This window comes from Streptomyces sp. NPDC046977, from assembly GCF_040644455.1.
GTDB lineage: Bacteria > Actinomycetota > Actinomycetes > Streptomycetales > Streptomycetaceae > Actinacidiphila.
This window is the reverse complement of the sequence record NZ_JBEYWO010000061.1, coordinates 1-22,920: the sequence shown is the minus strand read 5'-3', so window position 1 is coordinate 22,920 and position 22,920 is coordinate 1. Positions and strand designations below refer to the sequence as shown.

General features: G+C 71.9%; 12 protein-coding genes, 1 tRNA gene and 1 pseudogene. 11 read left to right on the top strand and 3 right to left on the bottom strand.

Annotated elements, in window-relative coordinates; genetic code table 11:
• Nucleotides 1–210: 210 nt before the first annotated feature.
• The gene (locus ABZ883_RS41905; protein WP_360917209.1) at nt 211–1,176 is read left to right on the top strand and encodes a DegT/DnrJ/EryC1/StrS family aminotransferase; all 966 of its coding nucleotides are present in this window, start codon (nt 211–213) and stop codon (nt 1,174–1,176) included.
• A gap of 62 nt (nt 1,177–1,238) precedes the next feature.
• Nucleotides 1,239–1,311 (top strand) — tRNA-Thr (locus ABZ883_RS41900).
• Between the two features lie 64 nt (nt 1,312–1,375).
• On the opposite strand, the gene ABZ883_RS41895 is transcribed toward ABZ883_RS41900, so the two are convergent.
• Complete coding sequence (locus ABZ883_RS41895) at nt 1,376–3,994, bottom strand: SpoIIE family protein phosphatase (protein WP_360917204.1); 2,619 nt, start codon at nt 3,992–3,994, stop codon at nt 1,376–1,378.
• A 434-nt stretch (nt 3,995–4,428) separates the two neighbouring features.
• On the opposite strand from ABZ883_RS41895, the gene ABZ883_RS41890 reads away from it, so the two are divergent.
• The 9 genes from ABZ883_RS41890 to ABZ883_RS41850 all read left to right on the top strand — a co-directional run bounded on the left by ABZ883_RS41890 (nt 4,429) and on the right by ABZ883_RS41850 (nt 18,594).
• Entirely contained in the window at nt 4,429–9,747 is a 5,319-nt protein-coding gene (locus tag ABZ883_RS41890; RefSeq protein ID WP_360917212.1) for a HAMP domain-containing protein, read from the top strand.
• Nucleotides 9,748–10,033: 286 nt separating this feature from the next.
• Nucleotides 10,034–10,714, top strand: a complete 681-nt coding sequence (locus ABZ883_RS41885) for a response regulator (protein ID WP_360917201.1) — start codon at nt 10,034–10,036, stop codon at nt 10,712–10,714.
• A gap of 113 nt (nt 10,715–10,827) precedes the next feature.
• Nucleotides 10,828–13,497 (top strand): DNA translocase FtsK, encoded by a 2,670-nt coding sequence (locus ABZ883_RS41880; protein WP_360917198.1) that lies wholly within the window; start codon nt 10,828–10,830, stop codon nt 13,495–13,497.
• A 231-nt stretch (nt 13,498–13,728) separates the two neighbouring features.
• The gene (locus ABZ883_RS41875) at nt 13,729–14,526 is read left to right on the top strand and encodes a RodZ domain-containing protein (RefSeq protein ID WP_360917195.1); all 798 of its coding nucleotides are present in this window, start codon (nt 13,729–13,731) and stop codon (nt 14,524–14,526) included.
• A 114-nt stretch (nt 14,527–14,640) separates the two neighbouring features.
• A complete protein-coding gene (gene rimO / locus ABZ883_RS41870; RefSeq protein ID WP_360917192.1) occupies nt 14,641–16,131 on the top strand; it encodes a 30S ribosomal protein S12 methylthiotransferase RimO in 1,491 nt (496 codons plus the stop codon).
• Nucleotides 16,128–16,868 (top strand): CDP-diacylglycerol--glycerol-3-phosphate 3-phosphatidyltransferase, encoded by a 741-nt coding sequence (pgsA, locus tag ABZ883_RS41865; RefSeq protein WP_360917189.1) that lies wholly within the window; start codon nt 16,128–16,130, stop codon nt 16,866–16,868. The genes rimO and pgsA overlap by 4 nt, the downstream gene beginning before the upstream one ends.
• Entirely contained in the window at nt 16,865–17,407 is a 543-nt protein-coding gene (locus ABZ883_RS41860; protein ID WP_360917186.1) for a CinA family protein, read from the top strand. Before pgsA ends, ABZ883_RS41860 begins: the two co-directional genes overlap by 4 nt.
• A gap of 94 nt (nt 17,408–17,501) precedes the next feature.
• On the top strand, nt 17,502–17,891 hold the full coding sequence (locus ABZ883_RS41855; protein ID WP_360917182.1) for a helix-turn-helix transcriptional regulator: 390 nt from the start codon (nt 17,502–17,504) through the stop codon (nt 17,889–17,891).
• Nucleotides 17,892–18,117: 226 nt separating this feature from the next.
• The gene (locus ABZ883_RS41850) at nt 18,118–18,594 is read left to right on the top strand and encodes a DNA starvation/stationary phase protection protein (protein ID WP_360917179.1); all 477 of its coding nucleotides are present in this window, start codon (nt 18,118–18,120) and stop codon (nt 18,592–18,594) included.
• A gap of 781 nt (nt 18,595–19,375) precedes the next feature.
• Here the strand turns inward: ABZ883_RS41850 and ABZ883_RS41845 are convergent.
• Entirely contained in the window at nt 19,376–20,209 is an 834-nt protein-coding gene (locus ABZ883_RS41845) for a DNA-formamidopyrimidine glycosylase family protein (RefSeq protein WP_360917176.1), read from the bottom strand.
• 13 nt (nt 20,210–20,222) lie between these two features.
• Nucleotides 20,223–22,920 (bottom strand): annotated as a pseudogene (locus ABZ883_RS41840) (DEAD/DEAH box helicase); the annotation flags it as partial.

The following is a 22,920-nucleotide window of genomic DNA, read 5'->3' as shown; positions in this document are numbered from 1 at the left end:
GTATGCTACGCCATTACCCGCCGTTGTTACTGCAGGGGGGACCCTGTGGGAGAGTAGGACGCCGCCGAACAATTCTTCAGCCGTGCCCCCGGACTTCTGTCCGGGGGCACGGCTATTTGTGTGGGCAACACCCGTTGTTCATGTTGAGATCAGCATCCACTCACCGGTCACCGTAATCCTGGCGTTGACGGGCAAGTGGAGGTGGGCCTGATGCAGCAGTTCCTGGAACGGGGTGCTGAAGTCGCGGCGCTCGAGGACGAGTTCTCCTCGGCGGTGGACGATCGCCATGCCGTCGCGGTGGATTCCGCGACCTCCGGCCTTCACCTCGCGCTGCTGTCGCTGGGTATCGGTGCCGGCGAGGAAGTGATCCTCCCGTCGTTCGCCCCGGTGGAGACCGCGGACGCGGTCCGGTTGGTCGGCGCGGTGCCGGTGTTCGCGGACATCGATCCGCTCACCTTCTGCCTCGACCCGGAGGCCGTCGCGGCGGCGATCACGCCGCTGACGGTGGCGATCCTGCCGGTGCACCTGTTCGGTCATCCCGCGGCTGTGGACCAGCTCGCGGACCTGGCGACGCGGCACGGCCTGGCGATCGTCGAGGACGCCACCCAGGCGCAGGCCGCGACCCTGGCCGGCCGCCGGGTCGGCACGTACGGCGCGCTGAGCGTCTTCGCCCTGGCGGAAGGCGCCGTGGTGACCACGGAGCACCCCGAACTGGCCTCGTGCGTCAAGCGCTTGAGGGACGGTTCGCACCCGGCGGCGCGACTCGCCGACAACCGGGCCGCGAGCGGACGCGCCGCGCTGCGCAAGCTGGAGGGCTCGGTCGCGCGGCAGCGGGCCCACTGCCGGTACCTGGACTCCGCCCTGACGGGCGTGCTGGTGCCGTACGTCGAGCCGGGCGCGCACCACGTGTACCACCGCTACACGGTCCGCATACCGGGCAACGGCCGCCCCGACCGCGACGCGTTCGCGATGGCGCTGGCCTCCCGCGGCGTGCGGGCCGACGTCAGCATCCCGACCCCGGTGCACCGGATGCCGAAGTACCGGTCGCAGTCCTTCCTGCCGCGGACCGAGGCGGCCTCCGGTGAGACGCTGTCCCTGCCGGTCCACCCCGGGCTCACGGAGAAGGAGTTGAAGCGGATGGCCGAGGCGTGCAACACCCTCGGCGGACTGCTCTGAGCGGACGCCGGACGGATTTCCGAACCCGGCGGTTCATGGGTTAAGATCCTTCACGTCGACGCGCCCCAATAGCTCAGTCGGCAGAGCGTCTCCATGGTAAGGAGAAGGTCTACGGTTCGATTCCGTATTGGGGCTCAGAGAAAGAAGGCCCCCGCCATTCGGCGGGGGCCTTCTTCTTTTGGTGTCCGTCGGTGCGGCGCTACGCGGGCAGTTCCGGAACGCGCATGGCGAGAATGGCCATGTCGTCGGAGGGCGCGTCGGAGGCGAAGCGCTCCACCGCGCGCTGGATACGGGCCGCGACGGCACCGGCGGTGAGGCCCGTGCAGGTGGCCAGGACGTCGGCGAGGCCGTCGTCCCCGAGCATGCGGGTGCCCTCGCGGCGCTCGGTGACGCCGTCGGTGACGCAGAGCAGCACGTCACCGGGGGCGAGGGTGACGTTCTGCTCGACGAGTTCGAGGTCCTCGATGACGCCGAGCAGGGGCTGGGGCTCGGCGGCGGGCTCGACGGCGCCGGTCTGGCGCAGACGGAGCGGCAGGGGGTGGCCGGCGCAGACGACCTTCAGTTCGGCGCTGCCGTCCGCCTGGGGCCACAACTCGCCGTACAGGAGGGTCAGGAAGCGGCTGCGGGAGCCCTCGTCGAGGATGGCCGCGTTGAGGCGCTCCAGGACGGACGGGCCGCTGAAGCCCTCGCGGGCCAGCAGGCGCAGCGCGTGGCGGGCGAGGCCGGTGACCGCGGCGGCCTCCGGGCCGGTGCCGCAGACGTCGCCGATGGCGAAGCCCCAGCAGCCGTGGCGGATCGGGAAGACGTCGTAGAAGTCGCCGCCGACCTCGTTGCCTTCGCCGGCGGCGCGGTAGACCACCTCGACCTCGACCCCGGGGATGACCGGCAGGCCGGGCGGCAGCAGGCTGCGCTGGAGGGACTGGCTGATGGCCGTGCGCTCGCTGTAGAGGCGGGCGTTGTCCAGGGCGAGGGCGGCGCGGCGGGAGAGGTCCTCGGCGAGTTCGAGGATCTCCTGCCGGAAGCGTTCGTCGGCGGCCCTGCCGAGGGTGAGCATCCCGATGACGCGGTTGCGGGCCACCAGGGGCAGCACGACGGTCTCGCCGCCGACCGCGGCGGCGGTCGCCAGGGCCGTGCCGGGGCCGGCGGCGGGCCGCCCCGCCTCGCCGAGCCCGAGGCTGCGCAGGGAGGCGCGCAGGGCCGTGGAGTGGGCGGCGTCGGACGGGGCGGTCCAGACGCGTGCGCCGGGCGTGGGGTCGGGCCGGGGCGGGGCGACGCGGGACAGGAGCGCCTTGATGCCGTCGATGCGGTCCTCGTCCTCGTGCAGGACGAAGGCGAGTTCGGGCTCGGAGGCCTGGTCGGCGATGGTGTAGACGGCGCACCAGCTGGCCAGGGTGGGCACCGTCATCTGGGCCATCAGCGCGAGGGTCTGGTCGCGTTCCAGGGTGCCGGCCAGCAGGTCGGAGGCCTCGACGAGGAAGGACAGCGAGCCGCGGCGCAGGCGTTCCAGCTCCGTGAGCCGGGCGCTCTCGACGGCGAGGGCGATGCGGTCCGCGGCGAACTGGAGCCGCAGCGCCTCCTCGTTGCTGTAGCGGCCGGGGATCTCGGCGGCGACGCCGAGGGATCCGGTGAGGCGTCCTTCGACCTTGAGCGGCACGGTGATGACGGACCGCATGCCGGTGCCGGCGAGCAGCGGGACCGCGCCGGGGACGGCCGTCAGGTCCTCGTGGACGGCGGGCATGCGGGCGCTGCCGTAGCGGCCGGTGCCGGCCTCGACGGGGACGCGGGCGAAGCGCTGGCGGGCCGAGGGGAGGCCGGTGGAGGCACGCACCTCCAACTCCGTCTCGTCGTCGGTGGCGAGCAGGAGGTACGCGGCGTCGCCGTCGAGCATGTCGCGGGCGCGCTCCACGGTGCGCTGGAGCAGGCCGTCGAGGTCGTCGGGCGCGGGCGAGCCGATGAACGACTCGAAGGGGTCGGCGGCCTTGCCGCGGTCCATGCCGCCGTCGGCGGAGACACCGCCGCCGCGTCCCGGGTTCTGCAGCACGGCCCGGGCGTCCTCGCGCACCAGCAGGCAGACGGTGGAGGGTTCGCCGGAGGTGTCGCGGACCCGCAAGTGGGTGCCGTACACCGGCATGATGCGGCCGTCGGCGCCGCGGACGCCGTAACTGCCCTCCCAGCGGGAGAGCAGCAGGGCCTCGGCGATGCCGTGGCCGGTGCCGGGGGTCTGCGGCCAGGCGGCGAGATCGCCGAGCGGCTTGCCGACGATCTGCTCGTCGGGGTGGCCGAAGAGTTCGGCGGCGTCCTGGTTCCAGCGCGTGATGATGCCGGCGCGGTCGACCTGGACGACGGCGACACGGACCTGCTCGTCGGCGAGCGGCAGGGCGGCGGCGGGAAGGGCCGGTCCGGCGGAGCGGGTTCCGGCGGGGCGCTGGGGCAGGTCCAGGTGGAACCAGACGTGCTTGTTGGCCGGGGTGTACTCCACGCCCCAGCGGGCGGCGAGGGCCGAGCACAGGAGCAGGCCGCGGCCGCCCTCGTGGTCGGGGTGGATCTGCTTCTTGGCGTCGTGCAGCGGCAACTCGCGCTCGGGGTAGCGGTCGGCGACCTCGATGCGGACGGCGGATTCGTAGCGCAGGCACTGGACGTCGGCGGCGGTTCCCGCGTGGACCACGGCGTTCGTGACCAGTTCGCTGGTGAGGACGACGGCGTCGTCGACGACCTCGGCGAAGCCCCAGCCCTGGAGCGTGTCGCGGACGAAAGCGCGTGCGGTGGCGACCGAGCGTCCCACCGGCTCGAAGGTGGCCGCTGCGCGCGCCGTGATCACAGATCTCCTTGTTTGTCCGGGGACGTCACCATGTGTCATCCGCTGTACTGTCACCACCGGCCCCCACTTCGAGGTGTACGCCCGGCCCAAGGTGGGCAACCGCATGCCAGGTTACTTACCCCCGGCGACCACGTGTGTGCCGGTTGGGGGTGTTCCTGCCCCGATCGTGGCGACGGTCATATGCGATGCTGCCGAACTGTTATGGCCGGGTGCGGGCATGGTGAAACACTGGGCATGCCTGAACGAGGCACATGCAGTTCGGTCGACCCTCCGGGAGGGACACGGTGGAGTCTGGCGCATCGGCGCGAGGCGGCGCGGCACCCGCGGCGAAGCGGGGTGGTTCCGCGCGGGTGAAGCATGCGCGTTCGCGCACCAATGGGACCGTCGAGGTGGATTCGGCCGCACTGCACAGATTGCTGTCCGCCCTGGAGTCCATGCGGGACGGCAACTTCCGCAAGCGGCTCACGGTCACCGGCGACGGCGTCATGGCGGAGATCGCCGCCGTGTTCAACGAGGTCGCCGACCGCAATCAGCACCTCACCGGTGAGCTCGCCCGGGTCCGCCGGGTCGTCGGCCGGGAGGGCAAGCTCGCGGAGCGCCTGGAGACGGGGGCGTGCGAGGGCTCGTGGGCGGCCGCCATCGACGCCTCCAACGCGCTGGTGGACGATCTCGTGCGTCCCATGTCCGAGGTCGGCCGCGTGCTGTCGGCGGTCGCCGAGGGCGACCTGGAGCAGCGCATGGAGCTGCGCTCGCAGGGGCCGGACGGCGCCGCGCACCCGCTGCGCGGCGAGTTCCTCAAGGTCGGGCGCACGGTCAACGGGCTGGTCGACCAGCTGTCCACGTTCACCGACGAGGTGACCCGGGTGGCCAGCGAGGTCGGCACCGAGGGCAAGCTCGGCGGCCAGGCCCGGGTGCGCGGCATGGCCGGCTCCTGGAAGGACCTCACCGACTCGGTCAACACCATGGCCTCCCGGCTGACGGCGCAGGTGCGCGACATCGCGCTGGTGACCACGGCGGTCGCCAAGGGCGACCTGTCGCGCAAGGTCACCGTCCACGTGGCCGGCGAGATGCTGGAGCTGAAGAACACCGTCAACACGATGGTGGACCAGCTGTCCTCCTTCGCGTCCGAGGTGACCCGGGTGGCCCGCGAGGTGGGCACCGAGGGCCAGCTCGGCGGCCAGGCCAAGGTGGCCGGCGTCGACGGCGTGTGGAAGGACCTGACCGACTCCGTCAACCTGATGGCCGGCAATCTGACGGCCCAGGTGCGCGACATCGCACAGGTCACGACGGCGGTCGCCAACGGCGACCTGTCGCAGAAGATCACCATCGGCGCGCGCGGCGAGGTCGCGCAGCTCGCCGAGACCGTGAACGCGATGACCGAGACCCTGCGCACCTTCGCCGACGAGGTGACCCGCGTCGCCGGCGAGGTCGGCGCGCAGGGCCGCCTCGGCGGCCAGGCGCAGGTGCCGGGCGCCGCGGGCATCTGGAAGGACCTCACCGACTCGGTGAACATGGCCTTCCGCAACCTGACCGGCCAGGTGCGCGACATCGCGCAGGTCACGACGGCGGTCGCCAACGGCGACCTGTCGCAGAAGGTCACCGTGGTCGTCTCCGGCGAGATGCTGGAGCTGAAGAACACCGTGAACACGATGGTCGACCAGCTGTCGGCCTTCGGCGCCGAGGTGACCCGGGTGGCCCGGGAGGTCGGCGTCGAGGGTGAGCTGGGCGGCCAGGCGCAGGTGCCGGGTGCGGCGGGTCTGTGGAAGGACCTGACGGATTCGGTGAACACCGCCTTCCGCAACCTGACCGGCCAGGTGCGCAACATCGCCCAGGTCACCACGGCGGTCGCCAACGGCGACCTGTCGCAGAAGGTCACGGTGGACGTCTCCGGCGAGATGCTGGAGCTGAAGAACACCGTGAACCGGATGGTCGACCAGCTGTCCTCCTTCGCCAACCAGGTCACGCGCATGGCGCGCGACGTGGGCACCGAGGGCCGGCTCGGCGGTCAGGCGCGGGTCGACGGCGTGAGCGGTGTGTGGAAGGAGCTGACGGACTCCGTCAACTTCATGGCGGGCAACCTGACCTCGCAGGTCCGCCAGATCGCCCAGGTGACGACGGCCGTGGCCCGCGGCGACCTGTCGCAGAAGGTCGACGTGGACGCGCGCGGCGAGATCCTGGAGCTGAAGAACACCATCAACACGATGGTCGACCAGCTGTCGGCGTTCGCCGAGCAGGTGACCCGGGTGGCCCGCGAGGTGGGCACCGAGGGCCGCCTCGGCGGGCAGGCGCAGGTGCCCGGCGTGGCCGGCGTGTGGCGCGACCTGACGGACTCGGTGAACGGCATGGCCGGCAACCTCACCGCCCAGGTGCGCAACATCGCCCAGGTCGCCACCGCGGTGGCCCGCGGTGACCTGTCGCAGAAGATCGACGTGGACGCGCGCGGCGAGATCCTGGAGCTCAAGAACGTCCTCAACACGATGGTCGACCAGCTGTCGGCGTTCGCCGACCAGGTGACCCGGGTGGCCCGCGAGGTGGGCACCGACGGCATCCTGGGCGGCCAGGCCGAGGTCAAGGGCGTGTCGGGTACGTGGAAGGACCTGACCCAGTCCGTCAACTTCATGGCCAACAACCTGACCATGCAGGTGCGCAACATCGCCGAGGTCACCACGGCCGTCGCGCAGGGCGACCTGTCGAAGAAGATCACCGTCGACGCCAAGGGCGAGATCCTCGCCCTGGTGACGACCGTCAACACGATGGTCGACACGCTGTCCGCCTTTGCCGACGAGGTCACCCGCGTCGCCCGTGAGGTGGGCACCGACGGCATCCTGGGCGGCCAGGCCCGGGTGCGGGACGTCTCCGGCATCTGGAAGGACCTCACCGACAACGTCAACCTGATGGCCAACAACCTGACCGGCCAGGTGCGTTCGATCTCCTCCGTGGCCACGGCGGTCGCCAACGGCGACCTCACGAAGAAGATCACCGTCGAGGCGCGCGGCGAGGTCGCCCAGCTCGCCGAGACGATCAACACGATGGTCGACACGCTGTCCGCCTTCGGTGACGAGGTCACGCGTGTGGCCCGTGAGGTGGGCACCGACGGCATCCTCGGCGGTCAGGCGCGCGTGCCGGGAGTCTCCGGCTCGTGGAAGGACCTCACCGAGTCCGTCAACAACATGGCGTCCAACCTGACCGGCCAGGTCCGCAACATCGCGATGGTCACCACCGCGGTGGCCCGCGGCGACCTGTCCAAGAAGATCGACGTCGACGCGCACGGCGAGATCCTGGAGCTGAAGACCACCATCAACACGATGGTCGACCAGCTCTCCGCCTTCGGTGACGAGGTCACCCGCGTCGCCCGCGAGGTGGGCACCGAGGGCCGCCTCGGCGGCCAGGCGCGCGTACCGGGTGTCTCGGGCATCTGGAAGGACCTCACCGAGTCCGTCAACCTGATGGCCAACAACCTGACCCGCCAGGTGCGCAACATCGCCCAGGTGGCCACCGCGGTGACCCGCGGCGACCTCAACATCCGTACGGACGTGGACGCGGCCGGCGAGATCCTGGAGCTGCAGGACTACATCAACACCATGATCGTCCGGCTCCGCGAGACCACGCTCGCCAACAAGGAGCAGGACTGGCTGAAGGGCAACCTCGCCCGCATCTCCGGTCTGATGCAGGGCCGCCGGGACCTCAACGACGTCGGCGGCCTCATCATGAGCGAGCTGACGCCGGTCGTCTCGGCCCAGCACGGCGCCTTCTTCCTCGCCGAGGAGCCGGCCACCGAGGACATCGCCGAGGAGTACGAGCTGCGCCTGATCGGCAGCTACGGCTTCTCGCCGCGGACGATGCCCACCGTCTTCCTGCCCGGCGAGGGCCTGATCGGCACGGCCGCGGTGGAGAAGCGCAGCATCCTGGTGGAGAACGTGCCGCCGGGCTATCTGCGGATCTCCTCCGGGCTCGGCGAGGCGCCGCCGGCCCACGTCATCGTGCTGCCGGTGCTGTTCGAGGACCGGGTGCTCGGGGTGATCGAGCTGGCCTCGTTCCAGCCGTTCACCCAGATCCAGAAGGACTTCCTCGGCCAGATCACCGACATGATCGCGGTGAGCGTCAACACCATCAGCGTCAACACCAAGACCGAGTACCTGCTCAAGCAGTCCCAGGAGCTGACCGAGCAGCTACGGGAGCGCTCCGCGGAGCTGGAGAACCGGCAGAAGCAGCTCCAGATCTCCAACACCGAGCTGGAGGAGAAGGCCGAGCTGCTGGCCCGTCAGAACCGCGACATCGAGGTGAAGAACACCGAGATCGAGGACGCCCGCCAGGTGCTGGAGGAGCGCGCGGAGCAGCTCGCGGTCTCCATGCGGTACAAGTCCGAGTTCCTCGCCAACATGTCGCACGAGCTGCGCACCCCGCTCAACTCGCTGCTCATCCTGGCCAAGCTGCTCGCGGACAACGCCGAGGGCAACCTGTCGCCGAAGCAGGTCGAGTTCGCCGAGACGATCCACGGCGCGGGCTCCGACCTGCTCCAGCTGATCAACGACATCCTCGACCTGTCGAAGGTGGAGGCGGGCAAGATGGACGTCAGCCCGACCCGGATCGCCTTGGTGCAGCTCGTGGACTACGTCGAGGCCACGTTCCGGCCGCTGACGGCCGAGAAGGGCCTGGACTTCTCGGTCCGCGTCTCCCCGGAACTGCCCGCGACGCTCCACACCGACGAGCAGCGGCTGCTCCAGGTGCTGCGCAACCTCCTGTCCAACGCGGTGAAGTTCACCGACAGCGGGTCGGTGGAGCTGGTGATCCGCCCGGCCGGCCAGGAGGCGCCGCAGGCGATCCGGGAACAGCTGCTGGAGTCCGGTTCGCTGCGCGCCCCGGACGAGCCGCTGATCGCCTTCTCGGTCACCGACACCGGCATCGGTATCGCGGCCAGCAAGATGCGGGTCATCTTCGAGGCGTTCAAGCAGGCCGACGGCACGACCAGCCGCAAGTACGGCGGCACGGGCCTCGGCCTGTCCATCAGCCGGGAGATCGCGCGGCTGCTCGGCGGCGAGATCCACGCCGACAGCCAGCCCGGCCGGGGCTCGACGTTCACCCTCTACCTGCCGCTCAACAGCGGTGAACTGCCGCCGCACGGCTATGCGCAACTCCCGCCCGGCGAGCCCTTCGCCGAGCCGGACGCCTATGCCGAGCCGCTGCGCGGCACCGCTCCCGCGCACACCGGCGGGCGGCGCGGCGGCGCGGGCAGCAGCCTGGCCCGGCTGCGCCGCCGCTCGGCCCTCACCGAGCGGCCCATCGCCCAGGGCCAGCCGGACCGGCAGCCGCCGCCGGCCGCCGAGTCGTGGGTGGACGGGGCGCACTCCGACGCGTACACCGGCTTCGCGGGTGGATTCAGTGGCGAGAAGGTGCTCATCGTCGACGACGACATTCGCAATGTCTTCGCATTGACCAGCGTGCTGGAGCAGCACGGCCTCACGGTGCTGTACGCGGAGAACGGCCGGGAGGGCATCGAGGTGCTGGAGCAGCACGACGATGTCGCGGTCGTGCTGATGGACATCATGATGCCGGAGATGGACGGATACGCGACGACGGCGGCGATCCGCAGGATGCCGCAGTTCGCGGGGCTGCCGATCATCGCCCTCACGGCGAAGGCGATGAAGGGCGACCGGGAGAAGAGCATCGAGTCCGGTGCGTCCGACTATGTCGCCAAGCCGGTGGACACCGACCACCTGCTCGCGGTGATGGAGCAGTGGATGCACGCCCGGTGACGGAGCGTCGGACGACGGACGCGGTGACCGCCCGTGCGGCGGTCACCGCGGCGGGGCGGCCGGCCGCGGTCATGACACGGAGTGCTCACGGAGGTGTGAGGGTGCGGGAAACGGGGAACCTTCTGGTCCCCGCTTGCGTTTCTGCTACGTGCACAGTGACATGGCGGTGACAGGGTGTGGCGGACAGCGGGGTGCGGCTACCATGACCGGCACAAGGACGGACGGCGCTCAGGAGTCGTCCATGGGGGCGGCACCCGGTGCAGTGCCGGGACGAGGAGGGCGGGCCATGGTGCAGAAGGCCAAGATCCTCCTGGTCGATGACCGGCCGGAGAATCTGCTGGCGCTGGAGGCCATCCTCTCCGCGCTCGATCAGACACTGGTGCGGGCATCGTCCGGGGAGGAAGCGCTCAAGGCGCTGCTCACCGACGACTTCGCGGTGATCCTGCTCGATGTCCAGATGCCGGGCATGGACGGGTTCGAGACCGCGGCGCACATCAAGCGCCGGGAGCGCACCCGGGACATCCCGATCATCTTCCTCACGGCCATCAACCACGGTCCGCACCACACCTTCCGCGGCTACGCGGCCGGCGCGGTCGACTACATCTCCAAGCCCTTCGACCCGTGGGTGCTGCGCGCCAAGGTCTCGGTCTTCGTCGAGCTCTACATGAAGAACTGCCAGTTGCGCGAGCAGGCCGCCCTGCTGCGGCTGCAACTGGAGCAGGGCTCCCGGCAGGGTGCGGGCGGCGCCAAGGAGCCGGTCGGCCTGCTCGCCGAGCTGTCCGCGCGGTTGGCGGCGGTGGAGGAGCAGGCGGAGGCGCTGTCCAAGCAGTTGGACGAGTCGGCGGACGCGGCGGCGGTGGCGACCGCGGCCCATCTGGAGCGCAAGCTGACCGGACTGCGCCGGGCACTGGACGCGCTGGAGCCGGGCACCGGTTCGGGCGACAAGAAAATTCCCTCGCAAGAGTGACTGCCGCAAGTCCTTTGACGGCCCGTCACCCTTGATGCGTACGGGGCGCGACACGAACGGGCGTATGTCCGGCCACGGGTGTCGCGCACGGGACGGAACGGTAACCTCGCACCATGGCCCCACGTACGTCCGGCACCGCGAAGAAGGCTGCCGCCAAACCTGCGGCCAGGCCCGCGGCGAAGAAGGCCGCCGCCAAGCAGCCGGCGGCGAAGAAAGCACCGGCCAAGAAGGCCCCCGCCAAGAAGGCGGCACCCCCCGCCAAACCCGCGCCCAAGCCCGCACCCTCACCGACCGGGGCCGTCTACCGGCTCACCCGGGCGCTGTGGCTCGGCCTCGCGCACGGCGTCGGCGCGCTCTTCCGGGGCGTGGGCCGGGGCGCGCGCGGTCTCGACCCGGCCCACCGCAAGGACGGGCTCGCGCTGCTGCTGTTCGGCCTCGCGCTCGTCGTCGCCACCGGCACCTGGTCCGATCTGCAGGGTCCGGTGGGCGACCTGGTCGAGATACTGATCACCGGGCTGTTCGGCCGGCTGGACCTGCTGGTGCCGGTCCTCCTCGGTGCCGTCGTCTGGCGCCTGATGCGCCACCCCCAGCAGTCGGACGCCAACGGGCGGATCGTCATCGGCCTGTCCACGCTCGCCGTGGGCGTGCTCGGCCTGGTGCACATCGGCTGCGGCTCGCCGGGCCGGGGCCAGGGCGCCGACGCGATCCGGGACGCCGGAGGACTCATCGGGTGGGCGGCCTCCGCGCCGCTGCGCTACACCGTGGGGGCCCCGCTGGCGGTCGCCCTGCTGACGCTGCTGACCTTCTTCGGCCTGCTGGTCACCACCGCAACCCCCGTCAACGCCATCCCGCGCCGCCTGCGGGAGGCCGGCGTACGGCTCGGCCTGGTCGAGGTGCGGCCGGAGGAGGAGCCCGACGAGGACGCCGTCCCGTTCGGCGACCTGTTCGACGACGAGCCCGCCGCCGGACCGGGCGGCCCGGAGGCCGCGCCGCGGCGCCGCGGCCGGCGCCGCCCCGAGCAGCCCCCGCTGCCCGACCTGACGCCCGGCGGCCTCGGCACCGTGGACCTCGCCTACGGGGTCGCCGCGGACCTCGACGGCGCGCTGACCTACGGCGTGCCCGGCTCCTCCGTCGTCGCGGACCTCGTGCACCAGTCGGTGCCGCAGGCCCGGGACGAAGGGGTCGCCGATGCCGCCGAGGCCACCGGCGACCGCTCCGGGCGCTCCGTGCCGGACCTCACCAAGAAGGCGGCGCCCGACGCCGGGCAGCCCCTGCCGCCGCGCGCCGAGCAGTTGCAGCTGTCGGGCGACATCACGTACTCCCTGCCCTCCCTGGACGTGCTGGAGCGCGGCGGCCCAGGACGTACCCGCAGCGCCGCCAACGACGCGGTGGTGGAGTCGCTCAAGAGCGTCTTCTCGCAGTTCAAGGTCGACGCGGCGGTCACCGGCTTCACCCGCGGGCCGACGGTCACCCGCTACGAGGTGGAACTCGGACAGGCCGTCAAGGTCGAGCGGATCACCGCGCTCGCCAAGAACATCGCGTACGCCGTCGCCAGCCCCGACGTGCGGATCATCAGCCCGATCCCCGGCAAGTCCGCGGTGGGTATCGAGATCCCCAACAGCGACCGGGAGATGGTCAACCTCGGCGATGTGCTCCGGTCGGCGGACGCCGCCGGCGAGGAGCACCCGATGACGGTCGCCCTCGGCAAGGACGTGGAGGGCGGCTACGTGATGGCCAACCTCGCGAAGATGCCGCACATCCTCGTCGCGGGCGCCACCGGCTCCGGCAAGTCCTCCTGCATCAACTGCCTCATCACCTCGGTGCTCGCCCGGTCCACGCCGGACGAGGTACGCATGGTGCTGGTCGACCCCAAGCGCGTGGAACTGACCGCGTACGAGGGCGTCCCGCACCTCATCACGCCGATCATCACCAACCCCAAGCGGGCCGCCGAGGCGCTCCAGTGGGTCGTGCGCGAGATGGACCTGCGCTACGACGACCTGGCCGCCTACGGCTTCCGGCACATCGACGACTTCAACGCGGCGGTGCGCAGCGGCAAGGTGAAGCCGCCGGAGGGCAGCGAGCGCGAGCTGGCCCCGTACCCCTATCTGCTGGTGATCGTGGACGAGCTGGCCGACCTGATGATGGTCGCGCCGCGGGACGTGGAGGACGCGATCGTCCGCATCACGCAGCTCGCCCGCGCGGCCGGCATCCACCTGGTGCTGGCCACCCAGCGGCCGTCCGTGGACGTGGTCACCGGTCTCATCAAGGCCAACGTGCCCTCACGGCTGGCGTTCGCGACCTCCTCGCTCGCCGACAGCCGGGTCATCCTGGACCAGGCGGGCGCCGAGAAACTCATCGGAAAGGGTGACGGGCTGTTCCTGCCGATGGGCGCGAACAAGCCGATCCGCATGCAGGGCGCCTTCGTCACCGAGCAGGAGATCCACGCCGTCGTGGAGCACTGCAAGACGCAGCTGACGCCTGCTTACCGGGACGACGTCGTGGTCGGCACCGGCCCCAAGAAGGAGATCGACGAGGAGATCGGCGACGACCTCGACCTGCTCTGCCAGGCGGCGGAGCTCGTGGTCTCCACCCAGTTCGGCTCGACGTCGATGCTCCAGCGCAAACTGCGTGTCGGCTTCGCGAAAGCGGGCAGGCTCATGGACCTGATGGAATCGCGCGGGATCGTCGGTCCGAGTGAGGGGTCGAAGGCCCGCGACGTACTGGTCAAACCGGACGAGATGGACGGGGTGCTCGCGGTCCTGCGCGGCGAGACCGGTGCGTAGCCCGTTCGTAGCCCATCCGTAGCTCACTCGTAAGTGGGCGGGGAGCAACCGTTTCTCCTGCCCGTACGTCAAGTTAGTGCAAGGGGAAGGCGTATGGCCGTCTGTCATCGGTGCCGGTCACGACGGCAATCCTGATGGCGGACAAACAACGTCCGCCCGCTTGCCCGACCTTTTGCAACCCCCCCTAGACTGAGTCTCCAGCAGGTGGCTACACGCTCGAAAGGCGCACCCGTGTCCATCGGCAACCCGCCCCCCGACGACCGTCCCTCGGTCGGTCGTGCCCTCGCCCGAGCCCGTCTCGACGCCGGGCTCACCGTCGACGAGGTCAGTTCCACCACCCGAGTGCGGCCGCCCATTGTCCATGCGATCGAACAGGACGACTTCTCCCGCTGCGGCGGTGACGTCTACGCCCGCGGCCACATCCGGGCGCTGGCGCGCGCCGTGGGCCTCGATCCCGAGGCCCTGGTGGCGCAGTTCTCCACCGAGCACGGCAGCACACCGTCCCCCACCCCCGTAGCACCGCTGTACGAGGCGGAGCGGATGCGGCCCGAGCCGCGCCGCCCCAACTGGACCGCCGCCATGGTGGCGGCGATCGTCGCGGTCGTGGGTTTTGTCGGCTTCACTCTGTTCAACGGTGGCGACGACAGCGGCAAGCAGCCCGTCGCCGGCAAGCCGTCCGCGCAGAGCCCTGCCGCCAAGCCCTCCGCGACGCACAGGACCAGCCCCTCACCGGAGGCGACCGACAGCGCCATCGCCGCCGCCCCCGGTGACAAGGTCACGGTCAAGCTCACCGCCGACAACGGCAAGAGCTGGATCCAGGCCGTCGGCAGCAACGGCAAGCAGCTGTACCAGGGCAGCCTGGAGCAGGGCGACGCCAAGACCTTCACCGACAAGAAGAAGGTCAACCTCATCATCGGCAACGCCGGCGCCGTCGACCTCTTCGTCAACGGCAAGGACCTGGGCCCCGCGGGCGACCCCGGTCAGGTCCAGCGGCTGACCTTCACCCCCGGCGACCCGGAAGCCGGGTGACGTCCGCCACCACGGGCGCGCGAGCACACCGCGGCGCCCGGCCCGGGGCACCTGGCCCCGGGCCGGGCGCCGCAGCGCGTCAGAGCCCCGTCAGGGACAAAGTAGGCTGAGCCTATGTCCGAACCCCGTACCGTCGCCCTTGTCACGCTCGGCTGCGCCCGCAACGAGGTGGATTCCGAGGAACTCGCCGGCCGGCTGGCGGCGGACGGCTGGCAGCTCGTCGAGGACGCCGCCGAAGCCGACGTCGCCGTAGTGAACACCTGCGGCTTCGTCGAGGCCGCCAAGAAGGACTCCGTCGACGCCCTGCTGGAGGCGAACGACCTCAAGTCCCACGGCCGTACACAGGCCGTCGTGGCCGTCGGCTGCATGGCCGAGCGGTACGGCAAGGAACTCGCCGAGGCGCTGCCCGAGGCCGACGGCGTGCTCGGCTTCGACGACTACAGCAACATCTCCGACCGCCTGCAGACCATCCTGTCCGGCGGAGTGCACGCCTCGCACACGCCCCGGGACCGCCGCAAGCTGCTCCCGATCAGCCCGGCCGAGCGGCAGTCGGCGACCGGCGTCGCGCTGCCGGGGCACTCCCAGGCCGCCGAGGACGCCCAGGCGGCCGCCTCCGCGCCCGCGGACCTCCCCGACGGCCTGGCGCCCGCCTCCGGGCCGCGCGCGCCGCTGCGCCGCCGCCTGGACAGCAGCCCGGTCGCCTCGGTCAAGCTGGCCTCCGGCTGCGACCGCCGCTGCTCGTTCTGCGCGATTCCGTCCTTCCGGGGCTCCTTCGTCTCGCGCCGCCCCTCGGACGTGTTGGGCGAGACGCGGTGGCTCGCCGGCCAGGGCGTCAAGGAGATCATGCTGGTCAGCGAGAACAACACCTCGTACGGCAAGGACCTCGGCGACATCCGGCTGCTGGAGACGCTGCTGCCGGAGCTGGCGGACGTCGAGGGCATCGAGCGGGTCCGGGTCAGCTACCTGCAGCCCGCCGAGATGCGTCCCGGCCTGATCGACGTGCTCACCTCCACGCCCAAGGTCGCGCCCTACTTCGACCTGTCCTTCCAGCACTCGGCGCCCAAGGTGCTGCGGGCCATGCGCCGCTTCGGCGACACCGACCGCTTCCTGGAACTGCTGGACACCATCCGCTCCAAGGCGCCGGAAGCCGGTGTCCGCTCGAACTTCATCGTCGGCTTCCCGGGCGAGACAGAGGCGGACCTGGAGGAGCTGGAGCGCTTCCTGAGCGGCGCGCGGCTCGACGCGATCGGCGTGTTCGGCTACTCCGACGAGGAGGGCACCGAGGCGGCCGGCTACGAGGGCAAGCTGCCCGAGGACGTCGTCGCCGAGCGGCTGGCGCGGGTCTCCCGGCTCGCCGAGGAGCTGACCGCGCAGCGCGCCGAGGAACGCCTGGGCTCGACCGTGGACGTCCTGGTCGAGTCCGTCGACGAGGAGGACGGCGCCGTGGGCCGCGCCGCGCACCAGGCACCCGAGACCGACGGCCAGATCATCCTGACCTCGTCGCAGGGCCTGGTGGCCGGTTCGTTCGTCGCGGCGAAGGTGGTGGACACCGAAGGCGTCGACCTCGTCGCCGAGCCGCTCGGCACGGAGGAGGCGGACAGATGACCGGAGTACCGGCGTCCGCCGCGGGAAACCACCGTCCCGCCGCTTCCGCCCCGGCGGCGGGGGCGCCCGGGACGGCGGCCGCGGCCAAGCCCAGCGTGTGGAACATCGCCAACATCCTGACGATGGTGCGGCTGGTGCTGGTGCCGGGCTTCGTCGTGCTGCTCCTGCACGGCGACGGTCACGACCCGGCCTGGCGCTCCTTCGCGTGGGCCGCGTTCGCCATCGCGATGATCACCGACCTCTTCGACGGGGAGCTGGCCCGCCGCTACGGTTTGGTCACCGACTTCGGCAAGATCGCCGACCCGATCGCCGACAAGGCGATCATGGGCGCCGCGCTGGTCGGGCTGTCCGCGCTGGGGGACCTGCCGTGGTGGGTCACCGTGGTGATCCTCTTCCGCGAGCTCGGCATCACGCTCATGCGCTTCTGGGTCATCCGCTGGGGCGTCATCCCGGCCAGCCGCGGGGGCAAGCTCAAGACGCTCACGCAGGGCGTCGCCGTCGGCATGTACATCCTGGTGCTGACCGGCCCGCTGGCGACCATCCGTGCGGTGATCATGGGCGCCGCGGTGTTCCTCACCGTGGTCACCGGACTCGACTACGTACGGCAGGCCGTGGTGATGCGCCGGGCCGGGCTCGCCGCGCAGCGTGCGGCGATCGCCAGGGCGGCCGTGGCGGCCGTGACCGTCCGGGAACCGGACCCGTCCGGGTCCGCGGGGGAGCCGGGGCAGGACGCGTGAACGCCGCCGCCGAGGTCCTGGAGCTGCTGGCGAGCCGCTCCGCGACCCTGGCGGTCGCCGAATCGCTCACCGGCGGGCTCGTCGCCGCCGAACTGACCGCGGTGCCGGGGGCCTCCCGGAGCTTCCGCGGCTCGGTCACCGCGTACGCCACGGAACTCAAGCGGGACGTGCTGGGCGTGGACGGGACACTGCTCGCCGAACGCGGCGCCGTCGACGCGGGGGTCGCCCGAGGCATGGCGGAGGGCGTGCGGCGCGTGCTGCGCGCCGACTGGGGGGTCGCGACGACCGGGGTCGCCGGCCCCGATCCGCAGGACGGCCAACCGGTCGGCACGGTGTTCGTCGCGGTCGCCGGGCCCGGGGGGACGGTCAGCGAGAAACTGCAGCTGAACGGGGACCGCGCCGCCATCCGTATCTCCTCCGTGGACGCCGTGCTCACCTTGTTGCACCAGAGTCTGGTGACGGGCGGGGGAACACCTGGCGAATCCGCGGCGGCCAAGGGTAGGGAAGAGAGTGGGGGGAAGGGATGTTTGCAGCCCTGAGTGAACACGTCATCGCTCCCCGCACGGCCGACGCCGGAGGCGGTACGGTGGGGCAAGAAGGTTGCGAATTCGCGGTCCGAGGAGGGAGCCACCGATGATTCTGCTCCGTCGCCTGCTCGGTGACGTGCTGCGTCGGCAGCGCCAACGCCAGGGCCGCACCCTGCGTGAGGTCTCCTCATCCGCCCGGGTCTCCCTGGGCTACCTGTCGGAGGTCGAGAGGGGGCAGAAGGAGGCTTCCTCCGAACTGCTCTCCGCGATCTGTGACGCCTTGGACGTCCCGATGTCCGAGGTGATGCGGGAGGTCAGCGACGATCTGGCGCTTGCCGAGCTTTCCGAGTCGGCTGCCGCTGTCGGATCGGCAGCCGCGCCTGTGCGGCCGCTGCTGGGCGCGGTTCCGTCCGTACCGTCCGGTCGTCCGGACGAGCGGGTCACCATCAAGGCGCCGAAGGCGCCCACCGAGGCCGTGGACGTCGTCGCGGCCTGAGGAGCGACACAAGCAGTTCCGGGACGAGGCCCCGGCCGGTGGATCGCCGGCCGGGGCCTCGTTCTTGCTTGGCACGCACGGTGGGACTGCTCCTGGGCGTGGGGGCGTTGCGGCCGGTCTGCGGGGTCCGGGCGGAGGTGCGTGCTCGCGTGTGCCCGGGGAAGGCGTACGGATGTCGCCACCGAGGCGATCTTCCGTGTCCGGCCCGACCGACCTTGGAGGACGCATGACGAGCGTCGTTGTGAAGAGCACCCTGTCCGAGCAGGCCCGTGCGATTGTGGGCGACGCGCTGCAGCACACCCTGGCGGATCTGATCGATCTGTCGCTGGTGGCCAAGCAGGTGCACTGGAACGTCCACGGCCCCCGCTTCCGCTCCGTCCACCTCCAGCTCGACGACGTGGTGACCACGGCCCGGACCTACGCGGACACCGTGGCGGAGCGGTCCGCCGCGATCGGCGTGCCGCCGGACGGCCGGGCCGGCACGGTGGCCAAGTTCAGCCTCGTCCGCGAAGTGCACGACGGCTGGATCCGGGACGGCGAGGTCGTGGACGTCATGGTCGAGGCCCTGGCGGCGGTCGTCCGGCGGGTCCGCGACGGCATCGAGGCGACCGGGGACGCCGACCCCGTCAGCCAGGACATCCTGATCGGCCTGGCCGCCGAGCTCGAGAAGCACCACTGGATGTTCCAGGCCGAGAACGCCTGAGCCCGCGCCCGGCCACGGTTGCCCGCTGTGGAGCTGGGCCCCGGGGTCGTCGCAGGCAGTAGCCGTCCGTGTACGCCAGTGGAGTGAACGTCGTGCCAGGTGGGACGGCAGAGGTCTAGGGATCTTGACGGACGGGGATCGCACTTCTGTACGGGGAAAGCCCGGGATCCGTCCCGGGTGATTCCCGCCGCAACCTCGGGGCTCCGAAGGAGGCGGCCATGTGCGTCACTCGGCTGTTTCAGGAGCTGTGGGCCCGGCGGCCCGTCCGCTGGGTCATCGCTTTCGTCGCGGGCGCCTTGTGGTGGTGGGCCATGGTCCGGCTCACCGTCCAGCCCGCCCAAGCAGGTCCCTTCGAAGGCCTCGTCGCAGCCGGCGGCTGGGGTCTGAGCATCATCCCGATGCATTCGGCGAGGTGGTCGCGGGGACCGGACGGCGCGGTGGTACCCGTTCGTGAGGACGGCGCCCCTATGGGCAGATGGCCATGGGGGAGAGTACCGGGGCCGCGTAGCCGCTCCCTTCCAGGGCACGACGACTCCGCCGTCGGGCGGATGAATCTGGCCCGTCGTGACGGCTGAGGCCGCACGGGACGGGAACCGGCAGAGCCAGGAGGTGCAGGTGTGCGTCACGTTCCCGGGCCGCCCAGGCGGTCCGGGGACGAGGCGCACGCCACGGTCTGCCCGCGCCGGGGTGCGGGCCAAGGGGACCACGGACACGGGGACTTGATCGCGGGGCCGCTGTGCGGGACGCGTGCGAGCGCGCTGCGGCCCTTACTGATGTGCCGTCAGTAAGGGCGGGTGCCGAAACGGGACGACTCCGCCGCCTGCGGGGCAGGGCCGCGCTGGCAGCGGGGGCACCAGTAGGTCACCCGCGCCTGGCCGCGCGGGCCTTGGTCCGCGACGCGGATGGCGGTGCCACAGCGCCGGCAGGGTTGATGGGCCCGGCCGTAGACCCAGTGGGTGCGGCCGCGGCGGGTGTCCCCGGTGGTGATGTGGCCGTGCCGGGTCCTGTTGGCCTCCAGCAGCCGCTGGGCCAGGTCCACGACCCGCTCGGGCGCCGGGACTTCGCCGACGGGCATCCACGGGGTGACACCGCGCAGGAAGCACAACTCGCATTTGTAGACATTGCCGAGACCCGCCAGGTTGCGCTGGTCCAGCAGTGCTTCGCCCAGGGCACGGTCGGGCTGCGTCCCCAGCCGGTACGCGGCCTCGACGGGATCCCAGTCCGGGCCGAGCAGATCGGGGCCGAGATGGCCGACCGCCTTGTCCTCCTCGGCGGTCCGCAGCAACTCCAGCACCGGCAAGCGGTAGCCCACGGCCACCTGTTCGGCGTTGGCGAGCACCGCGCGGACCTGGTGGTCCGGGCCTCCCCGCCAGCGCTCGTCCGGTCCGTACATCTGCCAGGAGCCGTCCATGCGCAGATGGGAGTGGAGGGTCAGGCCGCCCTCGATCCGGGTCAGCAGGTGCTTGCCGCGCGCGACCACCTCCTCGACCCGCCGTCCGGTCAGATCGGCGGTCGCCAGGCGCGGCACCCTCAAGTCGGCCCGCAGCAGCACCCTTCCGGCCAGCGCGCGGTGCAGGCGGTGCGCCGCGAACCAGATCGTGTCTCCCTCGGGCACGGTGTCCCCCCGGTCAGGCCCGCAGCCGCAGGCCGCGGGGTGTGGCGTGGAATCCGGCCGCCTCCAGGGCGCTGCCGAGCGTGGAGGTGAGGGCCGGCTCGCCATTGGTGCGCTCCACCGTCAGGCGGCCCAGCGCCCCGTCCCGTACCGCCAGCGCCAGGGCGTCGGCGGCGGCCTGGAGGCGTTCCTCGTCCTCGGCCCAGGCCAGCAGGGTCTTTCCGCCGCGCTCCACATAGAGCACGAGTTCGCCGTCGGCCAGCACGACCAGCGCGCCCGCCTTGCGGCCCGGCCGGTGTGACACCCCTGCGGGCTGCTCGGGCCACGGCAGCGCGGCACCATAGGCGTTGGCGGGGTCGGCCGCGGCGAGCACGACCGTACGCGCCTTCTCCTGGCGGCTCCCCTCGCGGTCGCGGGCGTTGCTGATGGCCCGCAGCCGGTCCACGGCGCCGTCCATGGCGAACTGGGCGGCGCCCAGGCCCTCCACGACGTAGCCGCGGCGGGCCTGCCCGGTCTCCTCGAAGGCGGCCAGCACCCGGTAGGCGGCGGAGAAGCCGCCCTCGACACCCTCGGCGGCCACCGCGCCGCGGGTGACGACGCCGTGCCGGTCCAGCAGGGTGTGGGTGAGGGCGTGCGCCCGGTGCGTGGGGTCGGTCTCCAGGGCCGGTACGAGGGACCAGCGGCCGGCCGTGGTCGGCGGGCCGCCGCGGGACGCCGTGGCTCGGGGCACACCGCCCGTGCGTGCGGTCAGGCCCCCGTAGCGGCCGCGCGGCACCGCGCGGGGTGCCCGGTGGGCGGTGGAGCCCGCGGTGCGGCCGGAACCGAGCAGCGCGCGCAACGGCGCGAGGGTGTCGTTGGTGAGCCGGCCCGACCAGGCCAGGTCCCAGACCACCTCGGCCAGTTCGGGGTCGCCCGGCTCGTGTCCGGCGGCCCGCACCTGGTCGGCGATCTGCCGGAAGAACAGCCCGTAGCCGGCCGACAGCGCCTCCAGGACGGCGCGGTGGAGCGGGGAGAGCTCCAGCGGCTGGGGTTCGGGCAGCAGCAGGGGCGCGGTCTCGGCGAGGTACAGCGACACCCAGCCGTCCTTGCCGGGCAGGGCCCCGGCTCCCGACCACAGCACCTCGCCGGCCGAGGTCAGTTCGTCCAGCATCGCCGGGGTGTAGCCGGTGACACGGGCCGGCAGCACCAGCTTCTCCAGGGCCGAGGCGGGCACCGCCGCGCCCTGGAGCTGCTCCACCGCCCGGACGAGCCCGTCCGTGCCGCGCAGGCCGTGGGTGCCCACGTGCTGCCACTGCGGCAGGAAGGACGCCAAGGTGGCCGGCGGCACCGGCTCCAGTTCGTGGCGCAGCGCGGCGAGGGAGCGGCGGCGCAGCCGGCGCAGCACGCCCGCGTCGCACCACTCGTGCCCGGCGCCCCCGGGGCGGAACTCGCCCTGGACCACGCGCCCGGACGCGGCCAGCCGGTGCAGTGTGCCGTCCGCGACAGCGGTGCCCAGGCCGAAGCGGTGTGCGGCCTCCGCGGAGGTGAACGGGCCGTGGGTGCGGGCGTGCCGGGCCAGCAGGTCCGCCAGCGGGTCCTTGACGGGCTCGGTGAAGGCCTCCGGCACACCGACCGGGAGCGCGGTGCCCAGCGCGTCCCGCAGACGCCCCGCGTCCTCCACGGCCGCCCAGCGGTCCGCGCCCGCGATGCGCACCTGGATCGCGCGGCGCGCGGTCTCCAGGTCGCCCGCCCAGCCCGGCGCGGCGCCGCGGGCCGCCAGCTCGGCGTCGTCGAGCGGCCCGAGCACACGCAGGAGGTCGGCGACGCCCTCGGCGTCCTTGACCCGGCGTTCCTCGGTCAGCCACTGCAACTCCCGCTCCAGTTCGGCCATCACGTCGGCGTCGAGCAGTTCGCGCAGCTCGGCCTGGCCCAGCAGCTCCGCCAGCAGGTGCGAGTCGAGGGACAGCGCCGCGGCGCGCCGCTCGGCGAGCGGGGAGTCGCCCTCGTACAGGAACTGCGCCACGTAGCCGAAGAGCAGCGACTTGGCGAAGGGCGACGGCTCCGGGGTGGTGACCTCGACCAGCCTGACCTTGCGCGACTCGATGTCACCCATCAGCTCGACCAGTCCGGGGACGTCGAAGACGTCCTGAAGGCACTCGCGGACCGCCTCCAGGACGATCGGGAACGAGCCGAACTCCGAGGCGACCTGGAGCAGTTGCGCGGCGCGCTGCCGCTGCTGCCACAAGGGGGTGCGCCTGCCGGGGTCGCGGCGCGGCAGGAGCAGGGCGCGGGCGGCGCACTCGCGGAAGCGGGAGGCGAACAGCGCAGAACCGCCCACCTGGTCCGTCACGAGCTGCTCGACCTCGCCCTTGTCGAACGCCACGTCGGCGGCGCCCACCGGGGACTGCTCGGTGTCGAACTCGGCTCCCTGGCGGGCCGGGTCCACGTCCAGCAGGTCCAGGCCCATCAGGTCCGCGTCGGGCAGGCGCAGCACGATGCCGTCGTCGGCGTGCATCACCTGCGCGTCGAAGCCGTACCGCTCGCCCAGGCGGGCGCCCAGGGCCAGCGCCCAGGGCGCGTGCACCTGCGCGCCGAACGGGGAGTGGATCACGACCCGCCAGTCGCCGAGCTCGTCGCGGAAGCGCTCGACCACGATTGTGCGGTCGTCCGGCACATGGCCGCAGGCGCGGCGCTGCTCGTCCAGGTAGGCCAGCACATTGTCGACGGCCCACGGG